Origin of the sequence: Streptomyces lomondensis (assembly GCF_014651035.1) — a bacterium.
GTDB lineage: Bacteria > Actinomycetota > Actinomycetes > Streptomycetales > Streptomycetaceae > Streptomyces > Streptomyces lomondensis.
Genome location: NZ_BMWC01000017.1, coordinates 88,122 through 113,799, shown reverse-complemented (window position 1 = coordinate 113,799; position 25,678 = coordinate 88,122). Strand labels below are relative to the sequence as shown.

General features: G+C 72.5%; 22 protein-coding genes and 1 pseudogene. 16 read left to right on the top strand and 7 right to left on the bottom strand.

What is annotated here, in order from left to right; translation table 11 throughout:
* Positions 1-78: 78 nt before the first annotated feature.
* The 14 genes from IE255_RS36080 to IE255_RS39710 all read left to right on the top strand — a co-directional run bounded on the left by IE255_RS36080 (position 79) and on the right by IE255_RS39710 (position 14,223).
* Complete coding sequence (locus IE255_RS36080; RefSeq protein WP_190054634.1) at positions 79-1,638, top strand: glycoside hydrolase family 53 protein; 1,560 nt, start codon at positions 79-81, stop codon at positions 1,636-1,638.
* Positions 1,639-1,823: 185 nt separating this feature from the next.
* On the top strand, positions 1,824-2,081 hold the full coding sequence (locus tag IE255_RS36075) for an ArsR/SmtB family transcription factor (RefSeq protein WP_190054633.1): 258 nt from the start codon (positions 1,824-1,826) through the stop codon (positions 2,079-2,081).
* 49 nt (positions 2,082-2,130) lie between these two features.
* On the top strand, positions 2,131-3,090 hold the full coding sequence (locus IE255_RS36070) for an SMP-30/gluconolactonase/LRE family protein (protein ID WP_190054632.1): 960 nt from the start codon (positions 2,131-2,133) through the stop codon (positions 3,088-3,090).
* Positions 3,091-3,259: 169 nt separating this feature from the next.
* Complete coding sequence (gene crcB / locus IE255_RS36065) at positions 3,260-3,715, top strand: fluoride efflux transporter CrcB (RefSeq protein ID WP_190054631.1); 456 nt, start codon at positions 3,260-3,262, stop codon at positions 3,713-3,715.
* Positions 3,712-4,092, top strand: a complete 381-nt coding sequence (locus tag IE255_RS36060; RefSeq protein ID WP_190054630.1) for a DUF190 domain-containing protein — start codon at positions 3,712-3,714, stop codon at positions 4,090-4,092. Before crcB (IE255_RS36065) ends, IE255_RS36060 begins: the two co-directional genes overlap by 4 nt.
* A complete protein-coding gene (gene crcB, locus IE255_RS36055) occupies positions 4,089-4,436 on the top strand; it encodes a fluoride efflux transporter CrcB (RefSeq protein WP_190054629.1) in 348 nt (115 codons plus the stop codon). The genes IE255_RS36060 and crcB (IE255_RS36055) overlap by 4 nt, the downstream gene beginning before the upstream one ends.
* A gap of 97 nt (positions 4,437-4,533) precedes the next feature.
* Complete coding sequence (locus tag IE255_RS36050; protein WP_190054628.1) at positions 4,534-5,370, top strand: undecaprenyl-diphosphate phosphatase; 837 nt, start codon at positions 4,534-4,536, stop codon at positions 5,368-5,370.
* Positions 5,371-5,549: 179 nt separating this feature from the next.
* Complete coding sequence (locus tag IE255_RS36045) at positions 5,550-6,227, top strand: FadR/GntR family transcriptional regulator (protein WP_190054664.1); 678 nt, start codon at positions 5,550-5,552, stop codon at positions 6,225-6,227.
* Positions 6,224-7,666 (top strand): amino acid permease, encoded by a 1,443-nt coding sequence (locus IE255_RS36040; RefSeq protein ID WP_190054627.1) that lies wholly within the window; start codon positions 6,224-6,226, stop codon positions 7,664-7,666. The genes IE255_RS36045 and IE255_RS36040 overlap by 4 nt, the downstream gene beginning before the upstream one ends.
* A 31-nt stretch (positions 7,667-7,697) precedes the next feature.
* Positions 7,698-8,714, top strand: coding sequence for an asparaginase (locus tag IE255_RS36035; protein WP_190054626.1), 1,017 nt, complete (start codon positions 7,698-7,700; stop codon positions 8,712-8,714).
* A gap of 122 nt (positions 8,715-8,836) precedes the next feature.
* Positions 8,837-10,246, top strand: a complete 1,410-nt coding sequence (aspA, locus tag IE255_RS36030; RefSeq protein ID WP_190054625.1) for an aspartate ammonia-lyase — start codon at positions 8,837-8,839, stop codon at positions 10,244-10,246.
* Positions 10,247-10,291: 45 nt separating this feature from the next.
* Entirely contained in the window at positions 10,292-11,215 is a 924-nt protein-coding gene (locus tag IE255_RS36025) for a glutaminase (protein WP_267975518.1), read from the top strand.
* Positions 11,216-11,446: 231 nt separating this feature from the next.
* Positions 11,447-12,841 (top strand): polyprenol phosphomannose-dependent alpha 1,6 mannosyltransferase MptB, encoded by a 1,395-nt coding sequence (gene mptB / locus IE255_RS36020; RefSeq protein ID WP_190054624.1) that lies wholly within the window; start codon positions 11,447-11,449, stop codon positions 12,839-12,841.
* Positions 12,838-14,223: a glycosyltransferase 87 family protein gene (locus tag IE255_RS39710; protein ID WP_229906760.1), complete on the top strand. Its 1,386-nt coding sequence runs from the start codon at positions 12,838-12,840 to the stop codon at positions 14,221-14,223. The genes mptB and IE255_RS39710 overlap by 4 nt, the downstream gene beginning before the upstream one ends.
* A 59-nt stretch (positions 14,224-14,282) precedes the next feature.
* On the opposite strand, the pseudogene IE255_RS36015 reads toward IE255_RS39710, so the two are convergent.
* From IE255_RS36015 to IE255_RS36000, 4 genes and pseudogenes are all read right to left on the bottom strand, one after another.
* A pseudogene (locus IE255_RS36015) lies at positions 14,283-15,047 on the bottom strand (D-alanyl-D-alanine carboxypeptidase family protein); the annotation flags it as partial.
* 161 nt (positions 15,048-15,208) lie between these two features.
* Positions 15,209-18,982: a HEAT repeat domain-containing protein gene (locus IE255_RS36010; protein ID WP_190054622.1), complete on the bottom strand. Its 3,774-nt coding sequence runs from the start codon at positions 18,980-18,982 to the stop codon at positions 15,209-15,211.
* Positions 18,983-19,138: 156 nt separating this feature from the next.
* Positions 19,139-20,281 (bottom strand): transcription termination factor Rho, encoded by a 1,143-nt coding sequence (gene rho / locus IE255_RS36005; RefSeq protein WP_190054621.1) that lies wholly within the window; start codon positions 20,279-20,281, stop codon positions 19,139-19,141.
* A gap of 247 nt (positions 20,282-20,528) precedes the next feature.
* On the bottom strand, positions 20,529-21,356 hold the full coding sequence (locus IE255_RS36000) for a class I SAM-dependent methyltransferase (protein WP_190054620.1): 828 nt from the start codon (positions 21,354-21,356) through the stop codon (positions 20,529-20,531).
* Positions 21,357-21,396: 40 nt separating this feature from the next.
* On the opposite strand from IE255_RS36000, the gene IE255_RS35995 reads away from it, so the two are divergent.
* The gene (locus IE255_RS35995) at positions 21,397-22,122 is read left to right on the top strand and encodes a class I SAM-dependent methyltransferase (RefSeq protein ID WP_190054619.1); all 726 of its coding nucleotides are present in this window, start codon (positions 21,397-21,399) and stop codon (positions 22,120-22,122) included.
* Here the strand turns inward: IE255_RS35995 and IE255_RS35990 are convergent, their stop codons facing one another.
* Complete coding sequence (locus IE255_RS35990) at positions 22,123-22,944, bottom strand: alpha/beta fold hydrolase (RefSeq protein ID WP_190054618.1); 822 nt, start codon at positions 22,942-22,944, stop codon at positions 22,123-22,125.
* 33 nt (positions 22,945-22,977) lie between these two features.
* A complete protein-coding gene (locus tag IE255_RS35985) occupies positions 22,978-23,811 on the bottom strand; it encodes an alpha/beta hydrolase (RefSeq protein WP_190054617.1) in 834 nt (277 codons plus the stop codon).
* A gap of 160 nt (positions 23,812-23,971) precedes the next feature.
* Here IE255_RS35985 and IE255_RS35980 point away from each other — a divergent pair, with 160 nt between their 5' ends.
* Entirely contained in the window at positions 23,972-24,931 is a 960-nt protein-coding gene (locus IE255_RS35980) for a helix-turn-helix domain-containing protein (protein WP_190054616.1), read from the top strand.
* On the opposite strand, the gene IE255_RS35975 is transcribed toward IE255_RS35980, so the two are convergent.
* Positions 24,867-25,652, bottom strand: coding sequence for a GntR family transcriptional regulator (locus tag IE255_RS35975; protein ID WP_190054615.1), 786 nt, complete (start codon positions 25,650-25,652; stop codon positions 24,867-24,869). The two genes, IE255_RS35980 and IE255_RS35975, sit on opposite strands and share 65 nt — an antisense overlap.
* Between the last annotated feature and the right edge of the window lie 26 nt (positions 25,653-25,678).

The window sequence follows — 25,678 nt, the reverse complement described above, 5'->3', positions numbered from 1 at the left end:
GGGCGGAGGGCTCTCCCCTCACCTGGTTGTGGGCGAGGGGCGCCCCCATCCCCGACGTCGAAGGGACGACGGACGACGATGTTCCATCCCAGACGCACCCTCAGGGCCCTGCTGCTCCCGCTCGCCGCAGGTCTCGCCCTCACCGCCCTGCCCGCCACCTCCGCCCACGCCGCGAGCACGCTGACCAACGGCGGCTTCGAGTCCAATGGCGCCGGCGCGGCCGTACCGGGCGGCTGGTCCGAGTACGGCGACACCGGCGCCTCGTACGTCGAGTCCGGCGGCCACGCCGGGAGCTACCGCCTGAGCCACTGGGCCTCCACCGCCTACAAGGTGGAGACGTACCAGTACCTCTCCGGACTCACCAACGGGAACTACAAGCTCACCGCCTGGGTGCGCTCCGGCGGCGGGCAGAACTCCGCGTACATAGCGCTGAAGAACTGCGGCGGCGCCGAGCAGCGCACCGACCTGCCGGTCTCGGCCAGTGGGTGGATCCGGATCGTCGTGCCGGTCAATGTGACCAACAACCAGTGCACGATCAGCATCAACAGTGACGCGAACGCGGCCAACTGGATCAACGTTGACGACCTGACCTTCGCCTCTGGCACGTCCGGTACGTCGATCAAGGGCGCCGACGTCTCGTCCCTGCCCAAGAGCGAGGCCAAGGACGGTGTCTACCGGAACAGCTCCGGCACGTCCGGCGACGCCCTCGCGATCCTGAAGTCGTCCGGCATGAACTACGCGCGCCTCAAGGTGTGGGTGAACCCGGCCGACGGCTACAACAACAAGGCCCGCGTCCTGGCCGCCGCCAAGCGCGTCAAGGCGCAGGGCATGAAGCTGCTGGTCGACTTCCACTACTCGGACTTCTGGGCCGACCCGGGCCGCCAGGACAAGCCCGCCGCCTGGGCCGGACACTCGTACAGTCAACTGAAGACCGACGTGTACAACCACACGTACGACGTGCTGAACGCCCTGAAGGCGCAGGGCACCACCGCCGACATGGTCCAGGTCGGCAACGAGATCAACGGCGGCATGCTGTGGAACGAGGGATCCACCTCCAACTGGACGCAGCTGGCCGGCCTGCTCAACTCCGGCTACGACGCCGTCAAGGCGGTCAACTCGTCCACCACCGTCGCCCTGCACCTCGCCAAGGGCGGTGACCTGACCGGTACCCGCTGGTGGTTCGACAGCGCGCGCTCCAACGGCGTGAAGTTCGACGCGATCGGCCTGTCGTTCTACGGCTACTGGCACGGCACCCTGGCCGACTTCCAGACGACGCTCGACGACGCGGCCTCCCGCTACGGCAAGCCGGTCTTCGTCGCCGAGACCGCCTACCCGTTCCGCCTCGACAGCGAGGACTCCCACGAGAACATCATCGACACCAGTGGCGAGCTGGTCCCCGGCTATCCGGCGAGCGTGGCCGGCCAGACCCGGTGGATGAACGACATGATGAGCATCGTGGAGGCCGTCCCGAACGGCCGCGGCCTGGGCATCTTCTACTGGGAGGCCACCTGGACGGCGGTGACCGGCAACGGCTGGGACCCGACCGACGCGTCCTCCGGCAACGGCTGGGAGAACCAGGCGCTGTTCGGATACGACGACCGGGCGCTCGCGTCGATGTCCTGGTTCCGCCACCGCTGAGCGCGGGGGAGGGGGCACGGCCCGCCGTGCCCCCTCCCGCTGCCCCTGCCTCCGGCTCGAACTCCTCTGTGAGGTACGGCAGTTCCGTATCGGTCAACGATACGGAACTGCCGTACGCGGCGCTTCGACTGCGAGACAGTGGGAAGACGCGGTAAGAGGACGAAGCCGCGAGGCAGGGGCACGACATGCTGAGGACTCCCACGGACGAGACGCGGCTGAGGATCCTGGCCTGGCTGAAGGAACCCGGGACCGCCGCCGACGGAGTGACCGCGGACGCCGTCGCCGAGCGGTTCTCGATGCCCCGCCCGGTCGCCGTCACCCACCTCCGGCTGCTCGAAGCCACCGGCATGCTGCGCACCAGCCGGTCCGGGGGCCGCGTGCACTACCACCGCGACGACGTGCGGATCGCCGAGGTCGCCCGGATGTTTGAAAAGGGCTGGTAGGCGACCCGGTACGGCGGCAACTCCCCCGACGGTGAAGGACACACGCGCGATGGACCGTCCCACGGCACTCGTCCCACGCCACTACGTCGCGGTGGGCCACGGCCCCGAGGACGTGATCGCCGACCCACGCGGCCGCGTGCTGACCGGCCTGGCGGACGGCCGCATCCTGCGGCTCGACGGCCTGGCGGACCCGGTCGCCGCCCGCGCCGAGCTGATCGCCGAGACCGGCGGCAGGCCGCTCGGCCTCGAACTCCTCCCGGACGGCGACCTGTTGGTGTGCGACGCCGAACGCGGACTGCTGCGCGTCGGCACCGGCGACGGCACGGTCCGGGTCCTCGCCGACTCGGTGGCGGGGGAGCGGCTGCGGTTCTGCAGCAACGTGGTGGCCCTCTCCGACGGCAGTGTCTACTTCACCGTCTCCAGCCGCCGCCACCCCCTGGAACACTGGATCGGCGACATCGTCGAGCACATCGGGACGGGACGGCTGCTGCGCCTGGCACCCGGCGGCGACACCCCCGAGGTGGTGCTGGACGGCCTCCAGTTCGCCAACGGGCTCGCCGCCGGCGCCGACGAGTCCTTCCTCGTCGTCGCCGAGACCGGCGCCCGCCGGCTCGTCCGCTACCGGCTCACCGGACCGCAGGCCGGGCAGAGCGAGCCCTTCGCCGAGAACCTCCCGGGCATGCCCGACAACCTCTGGCGCGGCGGACCCGACGGGCCGGTCTGGGTCGCGCTGGCGGGGCCCCGCGTCCCACCCCTCGACCTGCTCCACCGCACCGGCCCCGCGGTCCGCCGCGCCGCCGCCCGCGTGGCCGTACGCGCCCCGTTCCGCCCCACCGGCACGATCGCCGTCCTGGCCTTCGACGACGAGGGCCGCGTCGTCCACCACCTCGCCCGCCGCCACTCCGGCTACCGCATGGTCACCAGCGTCTGCGAGGCCGACGGCCACCTCGTCCTGGGCAGCCTCCAGGAGCCGGGCGTGGCGGTCTGCGAGCCACCGGCCCCCGAGTGACCCGGGCCCGCCCCGGGGGTTAACCTGAAGCCCGGCCGCGATACCGCTCGCGGCGCGGCGGTGGGGCCCGCCGTACCCGAACCGCGGCAACGACGCCGCCAACGGTCCCTACTTGCGACGGCACGCGCCCGCACGATCCCGGGCGCCGGCGAGTAGGAGACGTACCACCATGACCACCCCTGACAGCCTCCGCGTGCAGGACTCCCCTCCGCGTCCGGCCTTCTGGCACGGCCAGGGGCCCGTCGTCACGGCCGTGGCGCTCGGCGGGGGAGTGGGGGCCACGGCCCGCTACGCGGCGTCCCTGTGGTGGCCCGCGCACCCGGGCGGCTTCCCCTGGACGACCTTCTGGGTCAACGTCGCCGGCTGTGCCGTGATCGGCGTCCTCATGGTGGTCATCACCGAGGTCAGGGCCGCCCACCGCCTGGTACGCCCCTTCTTCGGCACCGGCGTCCTCGGAGGGTTCACGACCTTCTCGACCTACGCCGTCGACATCCAGAAGCTGGCCGACGGCGGCCATCTCCGCACCGGCCTGGCCTACCTCGCCGCGACCCCGCTCGCGGCGCTCACAGCGGTGTGGCTCGCGGCCTGGTCGACCCGCCGCGCCCTGAAGTGGAGGCAGCCATGACGCGGCTGACCGGCAGTGCCCTGCGCCTGACCGTCTTCGTCGGCGAGAGCGACACCTGGCACCACAAGCCCCTCTCCTCGGAGATCGTCCACCGCGCCCACGCGGCCGGCCTCGCGGGTGCCAGCGTCTTCCGGGGCGTCGAGGGCTTCGGCGCCTCCTCGCTGATCCACACCTCGCGGCTGCTGTCCCTGAGCGAGGACCTGCCGGTCGCCGTCGTGATCGTGGACACCGAGCCGCGCGTCCGGGCGTTCCTGCCGCAGCTCGACGAGCTGGTCGGGGAGGGGCTGGTGACCCTCGACGCGTGCGAGGTCATCCGGTACACCGGCTGGGAGGACGATCCCGGCAGAACGGGCAGGAAGGGTAAGAAGTCGTTGTGAACTGGCTGCTGGTCATCGGCGGCGCGATGGTCGGCGCCCCGCTCCGCTACCTCACCGACCGGGCGGTCCAGTCCCGGCACGACTCGGTCTTCCCCTGGGGCACCTTCACGGTGAACATCACCGGCTGCCTGGTCCTCGGCCTGCTCACCGGCGCCGCCACCCAGGTCCAGCTGCTGCTCGGCACCGGCCTGTGCGGGGCCCTGACGACGTACTCGACGTTCTCCTACGAGACGCTGCGGCTGGCGGAGACGGGGGCCCGCCTCCATGCCGCCGTCAACGTGGCGGCGAGTGTGGCGGCCGGACTCGCGGCGGCCTGCGCGGGGGTCGCGCTCGCGCGTCTGTGAGAGGCCGGCGCGGGGTGTGAACGTGAGAGCCGTCCTCGCCCTCGTGTAGTAAGACTGTCCCCTCCGCGCCCGCCCCCCGTGAGCAGAACTGGATCCCATGAGTGTCATCAGCGTCGCTCAGGCCGTCGTCCTCGGAGCCGTCGAGGGGGTGACCGAGTTCCTGCCCGTCTCCTCCACCGGCCATCTGAAGATCGTCGAAGGGCTCATGGGCATCCCCGTCGACGACAACGCCGTCGTCGGGTTCTCGGCCGTCATCCAGGTCGGCGCGATCGCCGCGGTGCTCGTGTACTTCTTCAAGGACATCGTGCGGATCGTCTCGGCCTGGGGGCGCGGCCTGCGCCACCGCGAGGAGCGGTACCACCACGACTACAAGTTCGCCTGGTGGGTCATCTGCGCCACCATCCCGATCGTCGCGGTCGGACTCGCCGCCAAACCGCTCATCGAGGGCCCGCTCGCCTCGCTGTGGGTGGTGGCCGGCTCGCTGATCGCCGGCAGCGGCGTGATGTGGGCGGCGGACCAGATGGGACGGCACAAGCGCGGCGAGGACGACACCTCGTTCAAGGACGCGATGCTCGTCGGCAGCTCCCAGATCCTCGCCCTGCTCTTCCCCGGCTTCTCCCGCTCCGGCGCCACCATGTCCACGGCGCTCATGCTCGACCTGGACCGGGTCGCCGCCACCCGGCTCTCCTTCTTCCTCGGCATCCCCGCGCTCACCGGTGCCGGCCTCTACGAGCTCAAGGACGCCCTGGGCACCGGGGTGGGCGCGGCGCCCCTCGCCGTCGGCACGGTCGTCTCGTTCGTCGTGGCGTACGCCTCCATCGCCTGGCTGCTGAAGTTCGTTGCCAAGCACTCCTTCAACGCCTTCGTGATCTACCGCGTCGTCGTGGGTGTGCTGCTGTTCGGGCTGCTTGGAGCGGGGGTGCTCCACAGCTGAGGGCTCGGCCGGGAGGCGCCGTCGTCCGTCCGCGGCGCCTTTGTGGCCGGTCGCGCAGTTCCCCGCGCCCCTCGGGGCGCTTCCGCCCTTGACAGCGCGAGGCCGTCGCCCGGAGGATCTCTCCCGTGAACCTGTCAGACAGCCGGACAGCCGGACAGCCCGTGCGCCGCGTCAGTGCCATGGAAGCGGTGCTGGCGTATCTCCGCGGGGCCATCGAGCGCGGCGAGTACGCCATCGGCGACAAGCTCCCCTCCGAGGCGGAGCTGTGCCGCACCCTGGAGGTGTCCCGGCCCGTGCTGCGCGAGGCGCTGCGGGCGCTGCAGACCATGGGCCTGACCGTGTCCCGGACCGGCAAGGGCACCTTCGTCGTCGCCAGCACCGTCGAGGACCCCACCTTCGGCGACTACGCGGCCAGCGACCTGCTGGAGGTCCGCCGCCACGTCGAGATCCCGGTCGCCGGGTACGCGGCCCGGCGCCGCACCCCGGAGAACCTCGACCACCTGGCCCACCTCCTGGACCGGATGGAACGGGAGACGGACACCACCGCCTGGGTCGCCATGGACACGCTGTTCCACCTGGCCGTGGCCGAAGCCGCCCAGAACCCGGTCTTCCGCCGGGTCATCGAGGAGATCCGGGACGCGCTGGCCCGCCAGTCCGCCTTCCTCAACGAACTGGGCGGCCGCCGCGAGCAGTCCAACCGCGAGCACCGGGCGATCGTCGAGGCCCTGATCGACGGGTCCGAGAACGACGCGGTGGAGGCCATGGCCCACCACCTCGACCGCGTCGAGACGACCCTCACCGACATCGTGCGTTCCCCGCGCACGGACACCCCCACGGAAGGCGGAACCGAGGCGTGAGCGAGCAGTCCCTGCACGAAGGCGTGCAGAAACGTTCCACCCATGTCGACGCCGGAGACGCGGGCTACAGCAAGTCCCTGAAGTCCCGGCACGTCAACATGATCGCCATCGGCGGCGCCATCGGTACCGGCCTCTTCCTCGGCGCCGGCGGCCGCCTCGCCGACGCCGGCCCCTCCCTCTTCCTCGCCTACGCGGTCTGCGGCCTCTTCGCCTTCCTCGTCGTCCGCGCCCTCGGCGAACTCGTGCTGTACCGGCCCTCCTCCGGCGCCTTCGTGTCGTACGCCCGTGAGTTCATGGGGGAGAAGGGCGCCTACACCGCCGGCTGGATGTACTTCCTCAACTGGGCGACCACCGGCATCGCCGACATCACCGCCGTCGCCACGTACACCCACTACTGGGGCATGTTCTCCGACATCCCGCAGTGGGTCATCGCGCTGATCGCGCTGGCCGTGGTGCTCACCGTGAACCTCATCTCGGTGAAGATCTTCGGCGAGCTGGAGTTCTGGTTCGCGATCATCAAGGTCGGCGCGCTGGTGCTCTTCATGTGCATCGGCATCTTCCTGCTGGTCACCCAGCACCCGGTCGACGGCCACAGCCCGGGCCCGTCCCTGATCAGCGACAACGGCGGCGTCTTCCCGCACGGCCTGCTGCCCATGCTGCTGATCATCCAGGGCGTCGTCTTCGCCTACGCCTCCGTCGAACTGGTCGGCGTCGCGGCCGGCGAGACCGAGAACCCCGAGAAGATCATGCCCAAGGCGATCAACTCGATCATGTGGCGCGTGGCCCTGTTCTACGTCGGCTCGGTCGTCCTGCTGTCGATGCTGCTGCCCTGGAACAAGTACACCTCCGGCGAGAGCCCCTTCGTGACGGTGCTGTCCAACATCGGCGTCCCGGCGGCCGGCGGCGTGATGAACCTCGTCGTCCTCACCGCCGCGATGTCCTCCCTCAACTCCGGCCTGTACTCCACCGGCCGCATCCTGCGCTCCATGGCCATGGCCGGATCCGCGCCCAGATTCACCTCCGTGATGAGCCGCAGCCAGGTCCCCTACGGCGGCATCCTGCTCACCAGCGGCATCTGCGTCCTGGGTGTCGGCCTCAACTTCGTCGTGCCCGCCGAGGCGTTCGAGATCGTGCTGAACTTCGCCGCGATCGGCATCCTCGCCACCTGGGGCATGATCATGATCTGTCACCTCCTCTTCTGGCAGAAGACCCAGAGGGGCGAGCTGACCCGCCCGGGTTACCGACTGCCGGGCTCCCCCTGGACCGAGATCGTGACGCTGGCGTTCCTCGCCTCCGTCCTGGTCCTCATGTACGCCGACGGCGGCGCGGGACGCACCACCGTGCTGTGCCTGCCGCTGATCGTCGGGGCCCTGGTCGCCGGCTGGTTCGCCATCCGCGGCCGAATCGCACGCAAGTCCACCACCGGAACCGACGCGTGACCCACGCGCGCTCCACGAGAAGCAGGCAGTGATGTACAGCAGTTCCCTCGCGGACGCACCCCATGTCCGTGAACCCGTCCACGCCCCCGTCGCCCACCTCGTACGCGGCGGAATCGTCGAAGGCATCCACTACGGCTCCGTCGTCGTCCTCGACGCCGGCGGAGAGGTCCGGCTCCAGATCGGGGACATCGAGGCCGCCTTCTACCCGCGTTCCGCGCTCAAGCCCGTCCAGGCCGTCGCCATGGCCCGGGCCGGACTCCCGCTCGACGGGGAGCTGCTGTCGCTGACCGCGGCCAGCCACTCCGGCGAGGAACGCCACCTCGCCGGCGCCCGGCGCATCCTCGACCTCGCCGGGCTCACCGAGGACCATCTGCGCAATGTCCCGGACATGCCGTTCGACCCGGTCGTCCGGGACGCCTGGGTGCGCGAGGGCCGGCTGCCCTCACGGCTCGCCCAGAACTGCTCCGGCAAGCACGCGGCCATGCTCTACACCTGCATGCTCAACGGCTGGCCCCTGGAGAACTACCTCGACCCCGGCCACCCGCTCCAGCAGGCCATCGCCGAGATCGTCGAGGACCTCACCGGGCAGCGGATCGCCCGGGTCACCGTGGACGGCTGCGGGGCGCCCCTGTTCTCCGTGTCCCTGCACGGCCTCGCCCGGGCCGCCGCCCGGATCACCACCGCCGCGCCGGGCACGCCCGAGGCCCGGGTCGCCGACGCGATGCGCGAGCACGCCGAGATGGCCTCCGGCTCCGGCCGGGACGTCGCCGCGCTGATGCGGGCGGTGCCCGGGCTGCTCACCAAGGACGGGTTCGAGGGCGTGCAGGTCGCTGCGCTGCCGGACGGTCGGGCCGTGGCGGTGAAGATCGCCGACGGGGCGAATCGGGCGCGGGTGCCGGTCGCTGCGGCGGCGCTTGCGTGGGCGGGTGTCGACCCGGAGCTGCTCACCGAGTTCGCGGGCGAGGCGCTGCTCGGGGGTGGCCGGGAGGTCGGGCGGGTGCGGCCCGTTCGCTCGCTGGAGCCCCTTGCCGGTGTCGCCTGCGCCTGAGCATGTGCCGGATTCTCCCGTCCGGCGGCTGCGGGTTTTCCGTGGCTGATCGCGCAGTTCCCCGCGCCCCTGACGGGGCGCTCATCCACCCTCGCTCCTCAGAAAAGGGATCCCTCACCCTCATGACCGTCGCCACCCGCTCCGAACACGATCTGCTCGGTGACCGTGATGTTCCCGCCGATGCCTACTGGGGTGTGCACACCCTGCGGGCCACGGAGAACTTCCCGATCACGGGCATGCCCATCTCCGCCTACCCGCATCTGATCGACGCCCTGGCCGCCGTCAAGGAGGCCGCCGCCCTCGCCAACGAGGAACTCGGGCTGCTGGAGCCGAAGAAGGCCGCCGCCATCGTCGCGGCCTGCCGGGAGATCCGCGACGGCAAGCTGCACGACCAGTTCGTCGTCGACGTCGTCCAGGGCGGGGCGGGTACCTCCACCAACATGAACGCCAACGAGGTCGTGGCGAACCGGGCGCTGGAGCTGCTGGGCCACGCCAAGGGCGAGTACCGGTACCTGCACCCGAACGAGGACGTCAACCTCGGCCAGTCCACCAACGACGTCTACCCGACCGCCGTCAAGATCGCGACGGTGTTCGCGGTCCGCGGGCTGCTCACCGCGATGTCCGTACTCCAGGACGCGTTCGCCCGGAAGGCCGTCGAGTTCCGCGACGTGCTCAAGATGGGCCGTACACAGTTGCAGGACGCGGTGCCGATGACACTCGGTCAGGAGTTCTCGGCGTACGCCGTCATGATTGACGAGGACCGGTCCCGTCTTGCCGAGGCCGTCGAGTTGATCCATGAGATCAACCTGGGCGCCACGGCCATCGGCACCGGCCTCAACGCCCCCGCCGGATACGCCGAGTCGGCCCGCCGCCACCTCGCGGCCATCACCGGCCTGCCCCTGGTGACGGCGGCCAACCTGGTCGAGGCGACCCAGGACTGCGGCGCCTTCGTCCAGATGTCCGGCGTGCTCAAGCGCATCGCGGTCAAGCTGTCCAAGAGCTGCAACGACCTGCGCCTGCTGTCCTCCGGTCCGCGCGCGGGCCTGGGCGAGATCAACCTGCCGCCCGTACAGGCGGGTTCGTCCATCATGCCCGGCAAGGTCAACCCGGTCATTCCCGAGGTCGTCAACCAGGTCGCCTTCGAGGTCATCGGCAACGACGTCACCATCACCATGGCCGCCGAGGCCGGACAGCTCCAGCTCAACGCCTTCGAGCCGATCATCCTGCACTCCCTGTCGGAGTCGATCACGCACCTGCGCGCCGCCTGCCTCACGCTCGCCGAGCGCTGCGTGTCCGGCATCACCGCCAACACCGAGGCGCTGCGCGCGACGGTCGAGAACTCCATCGGCCTGGTCACCGCTCTCAACCCGCACATCGGCTACACGGCCGCCACCGACATCGCCAAGGAGGCCCTCGCCACCGGCCGGGGCGTTGCCGAACTGGTCCTGGAGAAGGGCCTGCTCCCCGCCGAGACCCTGGCCGGCCTGCTGCGCCCCGAGGTCCTGGCGGGCAGCGGCCCGGCCCCGGCCTGACGTACGCGAGCGCACCGGGACCGGCACGGAGGGACAATAGTGATCATGACCTCGTCGACGACCTTCCAGCCGGTCCTGGAGCGCATCGCGGAGGAGATCGGGCGGACACCCGGCCGCGGCCGGCCCGCCGACTACATCCCGGCGCTCGCCGCCTGCGACCCGCGCAGCTTCGGCATGGCCGTCGCCGAACTCGACGGCACCGTGTACGGGGTGGGGGACTGGCGGCAGCCGTTCTCCGCCCAGTCCATCACCAAGGTCTTCACCCTCGCCCTGGACCTCGCCCGCGAGGGCGACGCCCTGTGGGAGCACGTGGGCCGCGAGCCCTCCGGCAACCCCTTCAACTCCCTGGTCCAGCTGGAGTACGAGAACGGCATCCCGCGCAACCCGTTCATCAACGCCGGCGCCCTCGTCGTCACCGACCGCCTGCACACCCGTACCGGCGACGCATCCGGGGAACTGCTGGACTTCCTGCGCGCGGAGAGCGGCAATCCGGAGCTGACCTTCGACAAGGAGGTCGCCGCCTCGGAGACCGCCCACGGCGACAGGAACGCCGCGCTCGGCCACTTCATGGCGTCGTACGACAACATCGACAACCCGGTGCCGGTCCTGCTCGACCAGTACTTCCGTCAGTGCTCCGTCGCCGCGTCCTGCGCAGACCTCGCCCTCGCCGCGGCCTTCCTCGCCCGGCACGGCATCCGCGCCGACGGCACCCGGCTCCTCACCCGCAGCCAGGCCAAACAGATCAACGCGATCATGCTGACCTGCGGCACCTACGACGCGGCGGGCGACTTCGCGTACCGCGTGGGCCTGCCCGGCAAGAGCGGCGTGGGCGGCGGCATCATCGCGGTCGTCCCGGGCCGCTGCACCCTGTGCGTGTGGAGCCCGGGCCTGGACGAACGGGGCAATTCGGTGGCGGGTGTGGCGGCGCTCGATAGATTCACGACGCTGACGGGCCTGTCGGTGTTCTGACAGAACTCATCGGCGGAGGGGGCGGGCATGCCTTTCTTGGGGGCGCGGGGAACTGCGCGACAAGCCCCCACCGGCCCGCACTCCGCGAACCACCGCACCCGGCAGACGCTCCCCGGCCCGGACCAGACACCCCGCACCTGATCACCGGCCGGTCACACCCCGGTCTCCCCCCGGAGGGCACCGCGTCAACTTCCCGCCACCCCACGTTGACACGCTGCCCGAGTGTTGGCCATGGCTTTCCCCGTCGATCTCCGCCGCTGCCAGATACTCGGTCTGGCCGGCACCGCCTGCCTGGCCCTGGGCGGTGAGACAGCCGGAGCCCTGCCCGTACGGGACCTCCTCCACCCGGCCTCCGCCCGCGCCGCCCTCGGCCTGGTCGGCGTGTACTTCGGCGTCGTCCTGCTGATCGCCGCCTGGGCGCTGCTGGGCCGGCTGGTGCGCGGCCCGAGGCCGCCCGCTCCCCGCGCCCTGCTGCTCGTCCTCGCCGTCTGGGCGGCGCCCCTGCTGCTCGCCCCGCCGCTGTTCAGCCGGGACGTCTACAGCTACCTCGCCCAGGGGGCGATGGTCGAGGCGCACATGGACGTGTACGCGCACGGGCCGTCCCGGCTCGGCGGCCCGCTCGCCGACGAGGTCGCCCCGCTCTGGCGGCACACCGGAGCCCCGTACGGCCCGGTGTTCCTCGCCGTCGCGGCGGCCCTGTCCGCACTGACGCGCGGTGAACTGCCCGCGGGACTCCTCGGGATGCGGCTCGTCGCGCTCGCCGGCGTCGGCCTGATGGCGGCGGCGCTGCCCCGCCTCGCCCGGCACAGCGGCGCCGACCCGTCCGCCGCGCTGTGGCTGGGCGCCCTCAACCCGCTCGTCCTGCTGCACCTGGTCGCGGGCGCCCACAACGACGCCGTCATGCTCGGCCTGCTCGGCGTCGGCCTGGTGGCGGCACTCGGCCGGTGGCCGGTCCTCGGCGCCGTCCTCGTCACGCTGGCCGCCCTGGTCAAGGCGCCCGCCGTACTCGGGCTGGCCGCCGTCGTCGTCCTCCAGGTCCGCGCGGGCCGCAGCCCGGCGAAGGCCCTCGCGACCACCACCGTCGCGGCCGCCGGGACGACCGTCGCCGCCACGGCCGCGGCCGGCACCGGATACGGCTGGATCGGCGCCCTCAACACCCCCGTGTCACCCCAGAACTGGGCCCTGACCACCCTGCTCGGCCGCGCCACCCGCGCCCTGCTGGAACACCTCGGCAGCGACCTCGCACCGCTGGCGGTCCCCGCCTGGCACGCGCTGGGCATCGTGGCCGCCGTGGTCGCGATCGCGCTGATCTGGCTGCGGCTGCGTCCGCGGCCGGTGTACGCGCTGGGCCTGAGCCTCGCGGCGGTGGCCGCCCTCGGCCCGGCGATTCGCCCCTGGTACGCCCTGTGGGGCCTGTTCCTCATCGCCGCCGCCGCGCCCAGCACCTCGGTACGCCACCGCATGGCGGCCGTGACCGGCGTGCTCGCGCTGTCCGTCCTGCCCAGCGGCGGCCCGGCGGACACCGGCCAACTCGTGCTGGCCGTCTCCGGCGGCGCACTCGCGGTCGTCGTGCTGTGGCAGGCCCACCAGGCCGAGCTGGCCCCGGCGCTGGGACGCGCCGCATGAGCCGGGGCCTGCCGCGCACCGACCGGGGTCGGCTGCTGCTGGTGTTCGCCCTCGCCGCGGTGGTGACCGTCTTCACCGCGACCGTGCCCCTGCTGCGCGACTGGTTCGACCTGCGCGTCTACTACGGCAGCATCGACACCTGGGTCCACCACGGCGGCCGGATCTACGACTACCGGGTGCCCGGCACCACGTACGGCTTCACCTACCCGCCGTTCGCCGCGGTCGCCATGCTGCCGATGGCCCTGCTGGACCTGCGCACCGCGATCGCCGCCGCCCTGCTGCTCAACCTGGCGGCCCTGGCCGTGATCCTGCGCCTGCTCGCCGGACCGGCCCGGCGGCGCCCCGGCTGGTACGGCTGGGCCCTGATCGCCTGCCTGCTGGCCCTGTTCGAGCCGCTCCGCGACACCTTCAGCTTCGGCCAGGTGAACCTGCTCCTGCTGGCCCTCGTCCTCACCGACGCCACGCTGCTCGCCACCGGACGCGGCCGCCTGGCCGGGGTCGGCATCGGGCTCGCGGCCGCCATCAAGCTCACTCCGGCGCTGTTCATCGGACTGCTGCTGGTGGCGGGACGCCGCCGCGCGGCGGCGGTCGCCACGGCCGTCGCCCTCGGGGCCACGGCCCTCGCCGCCTGGGTGGACCCGGACGCCTCGCGCTTCTACTGGACCGAGGCGCTGTGGGACACCGACCGCGTGGGACGCCTCGGCTATGTCTCGAACCAGTCGGTGCAGGGCATCCTGGCCCGGCTGGGCGAACCGGACCGGGCCGTGTGGGCCGCGGCGGTCCTGCTGATCCTCGGCGTGTGGGCGGTGCGGACGCGCCGGGCGGTCGTGGCCGGGGACTGGACGGCCGCGTTCGCCCTGACCGGCCTCGCCGCCTGCCTCGTCAGCCCGATCACCTGGGTGCACCATCTGGTGTGGCTGCTGCCGTCCTTCGCCGTGCTGGTCCGCACGGGGCACCTCCGGATCGCGGGGGCCCTGTACGCCGTGCTGTGCACCAGCGTGGTGTGGCTGTGGTTCGACGACGCGTCCGGCGTCGACGGGTTCCTGGGCAGCAACACCTACGCGTGGATCACCCTGGGCCTGCTGCTGTGGCTGCCGGCCGGTCAGCTCCGCCCGGGCCTGCGGACCGGAAGCCGCAGCACCAGCACCACGACCACCGCGCCGAGGCCGGCGGCGCCCGCGATCAGCCCCGCCTCGGTCCAGGCGGAACCGGGCTCCTCCGGCACGGCCGCCGCGACCGCGGGCGGCGTCGTCGTGTCCGGCCGCGCGGCGGGCCGTGACGCGGCGAGCGAGCCCACCGCTTCGACCCGCCCGGCCGACCTGAACCCCCAGTCGAGCAGCGAACGGGCCTCCTCGTACACGGCCGAGCCGCCGCCCTCCTGAGGGTTCATCACCGTCACGACGAGGGTGCGCCCGTCCCGGCGCGCCGCCGCGACGAGCGTGCTGCCCGCCTCGCTGGTGTAGCCGTTCTTGATGCCGATCAGCCCCGGATACGGCTTCACGCCCCGGGTGCCGCTCAGCAGCCGGTTGGTGTTGCGGATCGGGTACGACCAGCCGCCCCCGCCGGGGAACCTCGCCTCGACCGTGGCGCAGTACCGGGCGAAGTCGGGGTTGCGCAGCCCCACGGCGCCGAAGAGGGCCAGGTCGAACGCCGAGGACACCTGGCCCGGGGCGTCGTAGCCGTCCGGTGACACCACCCGCGTGTCGAGGGCGCCCAGTGAGCGGGCCTTGGCCTGCATGCGTTCGGCCGTGGCCCGCCAGCCGCCGTTGAGCTCGGCCAGGACGCGCACGGCGTCGTTGCCCGAGTTGAGGAAGACCCCGCGCCACAGGTCGGCGACCCGGTACGTACGGCCCTCGGTGACCCCGACCAGGCTGCTGCCCGCACCGATGCCGCGGAGTTCCTCCGCGCGGACCGTGTGCCGGATGCCCCCGGGCAGTGTGGGCAGCACCGTGAGGGCGAACAGGGTCTTCAGGGTGCTGGCCGGAGGCAGTCTGCGGTGCGCGTTGCGGGCGGCGAGCACCTCGCCGGTGCGGGCGTCGGCGACCAGCCAGGACAGGGCGGAGACCTCCGGGATGCGGGGCGCTCCGGCACGCGGACGGACCTGGGTACCGGGGCGGTGCAGCAGCGAGGGGTGCGGGGCCGCCGCCCGCGGCCCGGCCGGTGCACTGGGTTCCGGTCCGCCGGGGTCGGCCGCCGCGGCGGGCATCAGGACCAGGAGGCCCGCCGCACAGAGCGCACCGGCGGACACGACAGCCGGGGAAGAGAATCCGATGATCATATGATCAACGTAGAAACGGACGTGCTCCGTACGGCGATGACCGGGCCGGAGACGAGGCGCGAGCACCCGGATGCCGCACGGGTGACGCGTCAGCCGGCCGTCTGTGCGAGCAGCTCTTCCGCCGCCTTGCGGGTCTCCTCGTCGCCGTCGTGCTCCGCACGGTCCGTCAGGGCGGCGATCGTCTCCGCGCGGGACGGCCAGGCCAGGGCGAGCATGTGGAGGATCTTCCGGCGGACGACCGCGTCGGGGTCCGCGATCGCCCGGGCGGCCGCCACCGGACACGCCTCGTCACCGGCGGCGGGCGCCCATCGGCGCAGTGCGTGGAGTCTGACGTCGGCGTCCGGGTCGTCCGCGGTCAGCCGCAGGAACAGGGCCTGGACGTCCGGGTGGTGGGCCCAGCGCAGACCGAGCGTCCTGACCGCGTTGACCCGGACGTCGGGGTGCCCGTGCCGCCGGGCGGCCCCGACGAGGAGTTCCCTCACGTCGTCGCGGTGCGCCCAGTGCCTGCGCAGCTCGCCGATCACGGACTGGGAGATGTGCGGGTCGGAGGGGTCCGTGGCGGCGCGGACCACGACGTCATGGACGTCGCTCCGGTCGAACCACCGCTTGGCCAGCGTCCTGAGGGCGTAGACGCGTCCCGAGTCGCGGTCCTCGAGGTGCGTCGCACGACGTACGAGGGCGGCACGCATGTCGTCCCAGTCCGGCCAGTGATCCATGAGGAGGTTCAGCAGCAGCCCCCGTTTCAGCCCTTCGGTGAGATCGGGGGCACGCACCAGGAGGCTGTGGACGTCGTCCCGGTCGGACCAGTGCTCGATGAGCCCCCGAAGGACAACGGACAGGGTGAGTCCCGACACGTCACCGACGGCGGTTCCCAGCAGCAGGTCCCGGACCTCGGGGTGGTCGGGCCACTCCTGTGCCAGTTGGTGGATCGCCTCGTCCCGGATCTGCCGGTCGGAGTCCCGGGACGCGGTCATCAGCACCTCGCGGCCGCCGTCGTGGTCGAAACGGTCCCGGCCGATCAATTTGATGGCAGCCCAGCGGACCCTGTTCTCGGAGTCCTCGGCAGCGAGACGCAGCACGATCTCCTGGACGTTCTCCTGCCAGGGCCGGTGCCCGCCGAACACGTCGAGACAGGCGATCCGGATGTCCGCGTCGGGGTCCGCGGCGGCTCGGACCACCGCTCGACGCACGTGCTCGTCACCGGGCCACCGGTCGCCGAGCACCCGCAGGGCGTCGACGCGGTCTCCCGGCCGGCGGGTGTCGGCGGACCGCTCCAGGAGAAGGTCGCGGACGCGCTCGTCGTCGGCGCGGTGCGCGCCGAGCACCCACATGGCCGTCTCGCGCTCCTCGCCGTCGGTGGCGTCGACCGCACGGGCGCTGAGCAGGGCGAGGACGTCCTCGTGACGGGAGCCGTACTCGCCCAGGGTGTGCAGCGCGTCGCGGCGGACGTGCGCGTCGGGGTCCTCGACCGCCCGTGCCATGACGAAACGACGGATGCCGTCGTGCTCGTCCGACCATCTCCCCAGGGCGCGCAGCAGGCGGGAACGAGACGATTCGTCCGGGTTGCCGGCCGCCTCCCTCTCGGCGGACGCGAGCGTGGTGTCGTCGGGGCTCGACGCCATCAGGACGGCGAGCGCTTCGACGCGCGTGCGGCCGTCGGGGTCGTCGACGGCACGGGCCGCCACGAAGGAGCGAACCTCCTCGCTGTCGGACCACACGTCCGCCAGCACCGCCAGCGCGGTGGAGCGCAGGTAATTCCGGGCCGCGTGCTCCGCAGTGTGCCGCAGGAGGTCGCGCGCGGTGGTGTCGTCCGGGCTCCGCTCGGCCCAGGCGTAGAGGAAGCGGAGCCGGTCGGAGCCGTAGTAGCTGCGGCGGGCCAGCGCGGCGAGTTCGTCGTCGTCGAGCCGGAGCGAGCGGACGATGTGGGTGGGTTCCGCGCTGGGCGAGAACTGGCCGCTGATCCGGAACCAGTTCAGGAAGCGCCGGTGCCCGGTCCAGTGCGGACTGAACGCTCCCAGTGCGGGCATCGCCTCCTCCAGCAGCGACGGCCCCTTCCGCCCGCGCATGTCCAGTGCCCGGGTCGCGGCGTCGACGACCGCCGTGCTCTGCGCGGACAGCTCGCGCAGTTTCCCGGTCTCGGCCAGCATCCGCAGGGCGAGCGCCACGTGCGACGCGTCGTCGTCCGCGGCGGCGGCGTGCAGTGTGAGCAGCCGGTCGACGGCCGCGCCCACCGTCGCCGTGCCCATCTGGCCGGCGAGCAGGAGCAGCACCTCGTGCCACGCGGGGTCCTGCGCGCGCCGCGCGACGACCTGCTCGACCAGTTCCTCGGGCGTCCACTCCCGGTCCTCCTTGTAGCGGTGCGCGATGTCGGCCGCCGCCAGGTACTCCAGGAAGGCGCGGTGCACGAATCCGTACACCTCGCCGCCGTAGCGGGACAGGATGAAGTTGCGTTCGTGCAGTTGCTCGACCATGGCACGGGCCGCCGCGGCGGCGTGCACCGGAGGCAGCTCGTACTGCTGGAGGTAGACGCGGAAGACGCGCTCGAGGTCCGGGCGGTGGATGTGGTTGCCCGCGATGCCGCTGTGGCCTTCCTGCATGGCGCGGGCCAGCAGGCGCAGCAGTTCCAGGCGTTCGTCGGGCCCGAGGACGTCGAGAGCCTCGGCGACCGGCGGGTCCAGCGGGGCCTTGAGCAGTTTCGCCGCCTGGTCCCAGTGCGACACCAGCACCGTGACCGCGTGCTCGTAGACACTGCGCCGGTTGTGCGGCAGTGTCTGGCGGCGGCCGATGAGGGCCAGGACCGTCAGCAGGAGCGGATTGCCCGCCATCTCCCGCAGGGGGCGCGAGTCCTGCACGGCCGAGGTGAGCCGCTCGACGAGCCGGCCGGCCTGGGCCGGGTCGTTCGGGCAGGAGACGCGGTACCAGCTGCGGACGAACGTCCCGATCCGCTCCTCGTCGAGGTCCTGGAGCATGTAGTGGGCGAAGCCCGCCCCGTCGAGGACGGTGCGCTGGTAGCCGATGATCCGTGAGGTCACCACGATCCGCGCGGACGGCCGGCGGACGGCGAACGCGGCGATGCGCTGGGCGGTCCGGGCGCGCACCTTCCGGTCGAAGAGTTCGTCGAGCCCGTCGAAGACCACCAGGGCCCGGCCGTTCGCGAGCAGCTCCTCCAGGACCGGCGGCGGCACGGACTGGGCGAAGTCGTCGTACAGGTGGGTCAGGAAGTCCTCGAAGCTGCTGTGCCGCCACTGCTCCTCGGCGTAGTGGCGCAGCTCCACCACCAGCGGCACCCGGCCCGCGAGCGCGGCCGGCGGCCCCTGCGCGGTGCCGAGGGCCAGCGCCAGGCTCAGGTAGCGGACCAGGGTGGACTTGCCCGCCCCGGGGTCTCCGAGGATCACCAGCAGCCGGTTCGACGGCGCGGCCAGTACGTCCAGGACGTCCTGCGCGGGGCGGCGCAGGTAGGACTCCCGCAGTGCCTCGAAGGACGTGCCGTCCACGCCCGGCGGCAGCGCGCCCTGGTCCGGCAGCTCCCCGGACTCCACAAGTCGTCTGAGCAGCTCCCGGGGCAGTTCGACGGGCGGCGGGTCGGCGCGCACGGTCGGCGTGACGAAGACCTCGCGCAGTTCCACGGCCGGGTGCTCCTCCGGCAGCGGCGTGAGGACTTCCAGGTCCAGCCGCCCGTAGACCTGGGCGATCCGCTGTGCGTACCGGGCCACCGCCGCGGCGACCTCCTCCTCGGAGGGCGCGGCGGTGAGGGGCGGGCCCGGCTGGACGTACTGCTGCTCGACGATGGTGTTGCCGTCCCCGGAGACGACGGTCCGCGCGTTCCCGCCGACCGCGACCGCCCGTTCCGCGCCGGCCCGCACGGATGCCGCCGGGGATGTCCGGCCGTCTTCCCGGCCGCCGTCCCGTGCCGTTCCCCTGCCGACCACTGCGCCCCCCCGAGTGCCAAGCCTCCAGGGCCACAACCTAGCGGCCGTCCGCCGACTGCGCGCCGTACTCGGACCGTTCGGGTACGTCCGTCAGGCCGAGGGCAGCGTCGGCTGGATGCGCCGCAGGAACGTCGCGTTGTCCGGTGTCTCGCGCATCCGTTCCAGAAGAGTCTCCAGACCGCCCTGGCCGTCCCGGCTCCGCAGCACCCGCCGCAGACCGTGTACGGCGGCCAACTCGGGGGGCGACAGCAGGAGTTCCTCGCGACGGGTGCCGGACGGGTCGATGTCGACGGCCGGGAACAGGCGGCGGGAGGCCGGTTCGCGGCTCAGCCGGAGCTCCATGTTGCCGGTGCTCTTCAGTTCCTCGAAGTAGAAGTCGTCGGCCCGGGAGCCGGTCTCGACCAGGGCGGTCGCGAGGATCGTGAGGGAACCGCCCTCCTCGGCCGACCGGGCGGCGCCGAAGAACCGCTTGGGGCCGGTCAGCGCGGACGCGTCGACGCCGCCGGTGAGGATGCGGCCACCGGAAGCGGCCGCGTTGTTGTGCGCCCGGCACAGCCGGGTCAGCGAGTCGAGGAGCAGGACGACGTCCTCGCCGGCCTCGACGCGCCGCTTGGCCCGCTCGATCACGAGGTCGGCGAGCGCGATGTGCTGCCTGGCGCTGCGGTCGAAGGTCGAGGCGTACACCTCGCCCCGCACGCAGCGCAGCATGTCGGTGACCTCCTCGGGCCGCTCGTCGAGCAGCAGCATCATCAGCCGGCAGTCGGGATGGTTGCCGGCGACGGCCGCCGCGAGCTGCTGGAGGAGGACGGTCTTGCCGGTCTTGGGCGGGGCCACGAGGAGTCCGCGCTGGCCCTTGCCGACCGGCGCGAGCAGGTCGACGACCCGTCCGGCCAGTCCGGCGGCCGGGTGCTCCAGGCGCAGCCGCTGGTGCGGATGCAGCGGCGTCAGGTCCCGGAAGTGCCGCCGGCCGCGCAGTTCCGCGGGGGTGCGGCCGTCGACCCGTGCGACGTCGGTGAGGCCGCGCCGGTCGCCCAGTGCGCCCTCGACGAGATCGCCCTTGCGCAGGCCGTGGCGGCGGATCAGGGCGGGGGAGACCGCGGGGTCGTCGGGCGTGGGCAGCCCGTTTGCGGCGCGCAGGTGCCCCTTTCCGCTCGCGTCGACGTCGAGGACGCCGAGGGCGGTCCGGGGCTCGGACCGCTGCTGGACGGGTGGGGTGTCGAGTGTGGTGGTCATGGTGGTGTGTCCTTTCACGGACGGCAGGCATGGGACATGCGAAGGGAAGGGGAGAGAGCCGCGAGGGGAGGGGCCTGGGGCACGCCTCCGGGCGGTGGGGAACAGCACCACGGGTACGACAGAGCACATCAGGGTGCTGGAAATGAGAGAGAGAAGGAGAATCGCACCGGCGCCCGCAGAGAGGGGCGTGCACGAGTGCTGCTTGCAGGCTACCACCCGACGGGGCGCCGGGGGAGGGGGAGGTGGGTCAGCGGGCGGCCAGCAGTCCGTACAGCAGGGGGATCCGCGGCTCGGGCAGCCGCCACCAGCCGGACTCCGTACGGACCATCCGGGGCCAGCGCGGCCAGGGAAGTTCGTCGGTCTCGCGCAGTCGCCGCACGGCCAGTCCCACCCACGTCAACGCGTTGACGACCTCGCCTATTCCGTGCATCCACTCGTAACTGTCGGTGGCGCCCTCGACGGCCGGGCCGTCGGTGTACGTGTGGGTCGCGTCCCGGTGCACGGGACCGCCGCCGCCCAGGTAGTCGTGGCGCAGGAGCAGCTCGGGGCCCTCGCCCGGCGCGGGCTTCGGGCCGAGCGAGTTGAGCAGGGGATGGAACTCGACGACGTACAACCGGCCGCCCGGCCGCAGGAGCCGCCCGACGGTCTCCGCCCACCGGTCCAGGTCCGGCAGGTAGCACAGCGCGCCCTTGCCGGTGTACACGACGTCGAACATCCGCCCGTCCAGGGCCTCGACGGCGTCGTACACGTTCGCCCGGACGTACGTCACGTCCGCGCCGGCCCGTGCCGCGATGCCGCTCGCGGCCGCCACGGACGCCTCGGAGAAGTCGAGGCCGACGGCCCGGGCACCGCGGCGGGCGAAGGCGATCGTCTCCGTGCCGAGGTGGCACTGGAGGTGCAGCACGTCACGGCCGGCCAGCTCGCCGAGGTCCTCCCACTCGAAGGGGGCGAACCAGCGCTCGGGATCGGGGTCCTGGTCGAGCCCGTAGAACCGGCTGGCGAGGTGAACAGGCGTGCGGGCGTCCCAGTTGGCCTGGTTGGCGCGCATCAGCCGGTCGTGCTCGGCGGACGTCATGGGGACATCCAAACACAGCGGGCTGGCCTAGGCTGAGCCGATGTTCAGCCCCGAAGGCCCCAGTCTGCGTGAGCTCGCCGTCCAGGCGCTGTCGTCCGTCGAACGCGGCTACGACCTCCTCGCGCCGAAGTTCGACCACACTCCCTTCCGGACACCCGACGCGGTGCTCGACGCCGTCGGGTCGGCGCTGCGGCGGATGGGGCCCTTCGACGCCGGGCTCGACCTGTGCTGCGGCACCGGTGCGGGCGTCGGCGTGCTGGCCGGGGTGTGCCGGGAGCGGGTCACCGGCGTCGACTTCAGCGCGGGCATGCTCGACGTCGCCCGGCAGCGGGTCCGGCCGGCGGGGCCGCCGGTCTCCTGGGTCCGTGCCGACGCCCGCGCCCTGCCCTTCGCGCCCGCCTTCGACCTGGTGGTGAGCTTCGGCGCCTTCGGGCACTTCCTGCCCCGTGAGGTGCCCGGGCTGTTCGCGCAGGTCCGCTCCGTGCTGCGGCCGGGCGGCTGCTTCGCGTTCCCGCTGGTCGCCCCGCCCCGCCCTGGCTCGCTCGTCTCCTGGATGCTGCTCGGCTTCGACACGGTGATGCGGGTGCGCAACGCCCTGTGGCGGCCGCCGTTCGTCATGTACTACCGCGCGGTCCGCTTCGGGGACGTGCTGGGCGCGCTCGCCGAGGCCGGCTTCCGGGTGGAGCTGTACGCGCTGCCGGAGTTCGGGCGGCGACGGGACGGCAGCCCGCGGGTGCGTCTCGTCGCCGCCCGGCTCCCGGGGTAGTCAGCCGCGCAGGAAGTTCAGCAGATCGTCGTTGAACGCCTTCTCGAAGTCGCCCACCAGACCGTGCGGGGCGCCCGGGTACACCTTCAGCGTCGCGTCCTTGACGAGCTGGGCGGTCCGCTGGGCCGAGGCGGCGATCGGCACGATCTGGTCGTCGTCGCCGTGCGCGACGAGCGTCGGCACGTCGATCCGCCCCAGGTCCTCGGTGAAGTCGGTCTCCGAGAACTGGGCGACGCAGTCGTAGGCGCCCTTCAGCCCGGCCTGCATGCTCCACCTCCAGAACGCCCGCCGCACGCCCTCCGAGACGGCGGCCCCGGGCCGGTTGAAGCCGTAGAAGCTCTCGCTCAGTTCCCAGTAGAACTGCGAGCGGTCCGCCGCCACGGCCGCGCGGATCCCGTCGAAGGCCTCCTTCGGCGTGCCCTCCGGGTTGGCCTCCGTCCGCAGCATCAGCGGCGGCACCGCGCCCAGCAGCACGGCCTTGGCGACCCGCGCGGTCCCGTGCCGCCCGATGTAGCGGGCCACCTCGCCGCCGCCGGTCGAATGGCCCACCAGGACCGCGTCGTCGAGGTTCAGCGACTCGATCAGCTCGGCCAGGTCGTCGGCGTATCGGTCCATGTGGTTGCCCTGCCACGGCTGGCCCGAGCGGCCGTGCCCGCGGCGGTCGTGCGCGATCGCGCGGAAGCCGTGCTCGGCGACCAGACGGGCCTGCCCGTCCCACGCGTCCGCGTTGAGCGGCCAGCCGTGGCTGAACACCACGGGCTGCCCCTCGCCCCAGTCCTTGTAGTAGATCTCGGTCCCGTCGGACGTGGTGAACGTACTCATGAGCATCCTCTCGGTGGGGGTGTCGGCACGCGATCAGACGAATCGGCGGACGAATGTCAGCGCGGTGTCCGCGACCTCCTGCCAGCCCTGGTCGATGGTCAGGGCGTGGCCCCTGTCCTTCATCTCGATGATCTCCGTGATTCCGGGATTGCGCCGCTGGCGCTTGTACGAGGCGTTCGACAGCGCCCACGGCACGGTGTGGTCCTTCTCGCCCGAGATGATCAGCAGCGGACCGCGCTCGGGGTTCTCGGTGTCGACCTTCGCCTCGGTCCACGGGTTGAGGTTCGCCGTGGCCGCCTGGAACAGCGGCGCGCCCGGCGCGGGCACGGCGAACGTCTCGTACAGCTGCCGGGCCTCCTCGTCGCTCACGGCGTTGGCGAAGGAGTACCGGAACTGGTCGAACGTCAGCGGCACCGCACGGTTGCGGTTCGCCGGGTTCGTGAGCACCGGCGCCGCCGCGCGCAGCGACGACACGGGCAGCGGCAGCACGCCCCGGAACGGCGCCGGGTCGATCGCGACCGACGCGGCGGACAGTCCCCGCCCGGCGAGAATCTGCGTCAGCAGTCCGCCGAACGAGTGACCGATGATCGCCGGCCGGCGCTTCAGACCGCCGATCAGCGCCGCCAGATGGTCGGCGACCTGCCCGACCGTCTTGCCGGCGAGGACCTCGGGGTGCCGGTTGGCCTCCTCGACGGTGTCCGGGTCGTCGGGCCAGGACAGCGAGACCGGGGCGTACCCGGCCTGCTCGAAGTGGTCCGCCCAGCGGTCCCAGCTGCTCGGCAGCAGCCACAGGCCGTGGACGAAGACGACGGGCGTGCGGTCGGCGGCGTTGGCCCGCTCGATCAGCTCCTCGTCATGCGTGGTCATACGGACGATCCCCCCTGGATGTCGGTGTCGGTCACGCAGGCCCCTGTAAACGTGCACAGGGCGTTCACCTCTGGCCGATACTGACAGCGGACGCGGTCGGCGGATCGGCTCTCGGTGCCCGGTCCTGGACTCACCGTGCCGAGGGCGGAGAGGGCTGGGGATGATCCTTCTGGACACGAGCGAGTTACCGGTGGACGAGCGGGTGGAGGCCTTCCGGGCCGCTCTGCTGACCGCGTCCGTGCCGTCGCTGGTCAGGATGGAGGAGGCCGGGGAGCGGGCGTTCGCGCGCATGGAGCGGTGGCACTTCGGCGAGCTGACGCTCTTCACCAGCAGCTCCTCCGGCTGGGCCGTCACCCGAAGCCCCCGCTACCTGCGCCTCGAAGGCGTGCCGATGGTCTCCCTGTCCCTCCAGGTCCGCGGCACGGGCCGGTTCGGCCAGTCGGGCCGGCAGGAACGGGTCGGCCCCGGCGAACTCATGCTCAACGACCTGACGATCCCCTACGACTTCGCCTGGTCGGGCAGCGGCGGCGCACAGGCCCTCCAGGTGCCGTACGACGCCCTCGCCCTGCCGCCGCACATCGTCCGCCGGGGCGCCGAACGACTGCGGGCCAGTCCGCTGTACGACCTGGTCCGCACGCACATCAACCGCCTCCAGGCCGACGCCGACACCCTCGACGGCGACCCGGGCGCCGCCGCCCTCGGCTCGGCCACCGTGGAACTGGTGCGCGCGCTGCTCACCTCGGCCGCCGGAGTGGACGCCTACGCCCGTCCCGCCCTGGCCGAGTCGCTGCTCCCGCGGGTCCTCGCCTACGCCCGCACCCATCTGACGGAACCGGACCTCACGCCCGCCCGTATCGCGCACGCCCACAACCTCTCCGTGCGCGCCCTGTACCGCCTGTGCGCGCGGGCCGGGCTGAGCCTGGAGCAGTGGATCATCGAGCAGCGGCTGGAGGGGGCCCGCTCCGCCCTGGTCTCCCCGGTGGGCCGCACCCGGACCGTCGCGTCGGTCGCCCGCTCCTGGGGGTTCACCGACCCGAGCCACTTCACGCGCCGCTTCAAGGCGGCGTACGGCGTGACGCCCCGGCGGTGGCGGGCCTCGGAGTCCGGCCCGGCAGAGTGAACTCGTAGACGAGCGCGTCCTGTCGGGCGTCCACGACGAGGTCGGTGATCTCCAGCGGACGCGCGTACTGGTCGTGCACCCGGCGGGTGACCCGCACCGACGGCGTGCTCGTGAGCCGGGTGATGGTGTCGCGGTGGTGCAGGGTCAGCCCGGCCCGGCGCATCCAGTCGTAGGCCCGCCGCAGGTGCGCGGCGGCCGTGCCGTCGGCGCGGTCGCGATAGCGGGCCAGCTCCTCCACCTCCGCGAGCGCCACGGCGGAGAAAGAGGTGACGGCCGTCCGCAGCCCGCGTCCGTCGGCGGTCGCGTACCGGTAGCGGTGGATCAGCGTCGGACGGCCCGGGGCCAGCCCCAGCGCCTCGGCGTGCTCCGGCGGGGGCGCCTCCCAGGCGACGGTGGCGCGGGCGACGGTGCCCGGTGTCGCGGCCCGGGCGCCGACCGGGAACGTGAGCGAGTCAGCGCTCTCGACGGGCGGGCCGGGCAGGGTGGCGTGGCTGCCGCGCCGGTCGGTGGCGACGAGGCCCTCACGGCGCAGCAACTCCAGGGCCTGCCGTACGGTCTCCCGGCTGACCCCGAAGTGCCCGGCCAACCGCCGTTCCCCCGGCAGGCGTTCACCCGGCGGGACAGTGCCGTCGCGCAGCTCGCCGAGCAGCTCCGACGCGATCCGTCGGTACAGGGGCTCCCCTCCGGTCGGCGGATGGTCGTGCGGGGTGGTGCGGGCCATGCCGCGCCTCCTGTTGGTGACGTGCG